This is a genomic window from Spectribacter hydrogenoxidans, assembly GCF_031846275.1.
Lineage (GTDB): Bacteria > Pseudomonadota > Gammaproteobacteria > Nevskiales > Salinisphaeraceae > Spectribacter > Spectribacter hydrogenoxidans.
Genome location: NZ_JAVRIB010000037.1, coordinates 1 through 2,073 on the forward strand (window position 1 = coordinate 1; position 2,073 = coordinate 2,073).

Here is a 2,073-nt window from a genome sequence, read left to right on the forward strand (position 1 = left end):
AAAGAAAGGGCCCTTTCGGGCCCGGTGAATCCTACTGTGGGGTCTAGCCCCAGGTCAGATTCGGAGAAATTGTTACATAAACGAGGCCTGATGTCAATTTATAAGTCCTTGAAAACATGGCTTTCTTTTTGTTTTGCAGCCGCATGAAAGCCCCTCACACACCATGCCATGCAGGCAGACCTCGAGCCGCGCCTGGGCTTTCGCGTGTCGCGCAGCGCACCTGGAAATGTGACGCGAATCATGAGTAGCGATTACAGCACGCTGGTCTCTAAAGTCTGGAACTACGCCCACGTCCTCCGCGACCAGGGCATTTCCTACGGCGATTACGTCGAACAAATCACCTTCCTGCTGTTCCTCAAGATGGACCAGGAACGCAGCGGGCTACTAGGCGAGCCCTCCATCATTCCAGCCAGCTGGCGCTGGGATCGGCTAGCCTCCAAGACCGGCGACGACCTGGAACTGCACTACCGCCACACGCTGGAAGAACTGGCCAAGGAAAAGGGGCTTATCGGCACCATATTCCGCAAGGCCCAGAACAAGCTAACCGACCCGGCCAAGCTCAAGCGCGTGGTTTCGCTCATCAACGACGAGACCTGGATCGGCATCGATGTTGATGTAAAGGGCGCCATCTACGAGGGCCTGCTGGAACGCAACGCCGCCGAGGTGAAATCCGGCGCCGGCCAGTATTTCACCCCGCGCCCGCTTATCCAGGCCATGACCCGCCTGCTTGACCCGCGTGTAGGCGAAACCGTGCACGACCCCGCCTGCGGCACCGGCGGCTTTCTGTTGGCCGCCTACGAGCACATGAAGGGACAGTCCCAGGACCGCGACGCCCAGCGCAAGCTGCGCGAGAAATCGTTGTCCGGCGTGGATATCGTGGACGAGGTGGTCCGACTGTGCGGCATGAACCTGTACCTGCACGGGGTAGGCAACGGCGAAAGCCCCATCGTCGCTCGCGACGCTCTGGCCAACGACCCCGGCGACCGCTACGACGTCATTCTGACCAACCCGCCTTTCGGCAAGAAATCCAGCTATACGGTGTTCGGCGAGGATGGAGGAACCAAGACAGAGAGAGAAAACTACGAACGAGAAGACTTCAAGTACACCACGTCAAACAAACAGCTCAACTTCCTCCAGCACATCATGACCATCATGGAAAGCGGCGGCCGCGCCGCTGTGGTGCTGCCGGACAACGTGCTATTCGAAGCAGGCAACGCCGGTGAAGGAATCCGTAAGCGTCTCCTGAACCAGTTCAATTTTCATACGCTACTTCGGCTGCCCACGGGCATCTTCTACAAGCCCGGCGTCAAGGCCAACGTGCTGTTCTTCGACAAGCACGCGCCACGCGCGGACGGTCACCCCAACACGAAAGCACTTTGGATCTACGACTTCCGAACCAACACGCACTTCACGCTGAAGAAGCAACCGATCGCCAATAGCGATATGGAAGATTTTGAGGCGTGCTATTGGGTCAATAATTTATCCCAACGCAAAGAGACGGAACGGTTCAGGCGCTTCCCGGTAGAAGACTTGCTGGCACGAGATAAGACGAATCTCGACATCTTCTGGCTCAGGGACGATAGCCTGGAGGACATCGACAGCCTACCGCCACCCGATGTGATTGCGGCAGACATTGTTGAGAACTTGCAGGCGGCGCTGGATGCATTTCAGTCTGTACGCGACGAGCTGGGCTCGGACGCTCAGGAAACTGCGTAGCGAAAAGAGGAGACACTGTGCCAACACTGTATCGGGATACGGGTTACTCGCTTGTTCACATCATCGAGGACATCAGACACGGCAAGACAGCGCTTCCCGATATCCAGCGCCCGTTTGTGTGGTCTACCGCCAAGATTCGTGATCTGTTCGATTCGATGTACCGCGGTTACCCGGTGGGGACCTTAATGTTCTGGGAGACCGGCGCCGAAGTTGGCACTAAGCAAGTCGGCGGCGGCGAGACCAAGCGAGCCCCTCAGCTGCTGATCGTAGACGGGCAGCAACGGCTGACATCGCTATACGCGGTCCTCACAGGCACCGAGGTGCTGACGAGCAGCTTCCAGAGGCGCCGTATACGTA

General features: G+C 57.9%; 2 protein-coding genes. Both read left to right on the forward strand.

Annotation, left to right across the window (positions count from 1 at the left end; translation table 11 throughout):
* Positions 1–240: 240 nt before the first annotated feature.
* Complete coding sequence (locus RM532_RS15735) at positions 241–1,716, forward strand: type I restriction-modification system subunit M (protein ID WP_311654289.1); 1,476 nt, start codon at positions 241–243, stop codon at positions 1,714–1,716.
* Between the two features lie 17 nt (positions 1,717–1,733).
* A partial coding sequence (locus RM532_RS15740; protein WP_311654290.1) for a DUF262 domain-containing protein occupies positions 1,734–2,073 on the forward strand: 340 nt, incomplete at its 3' end.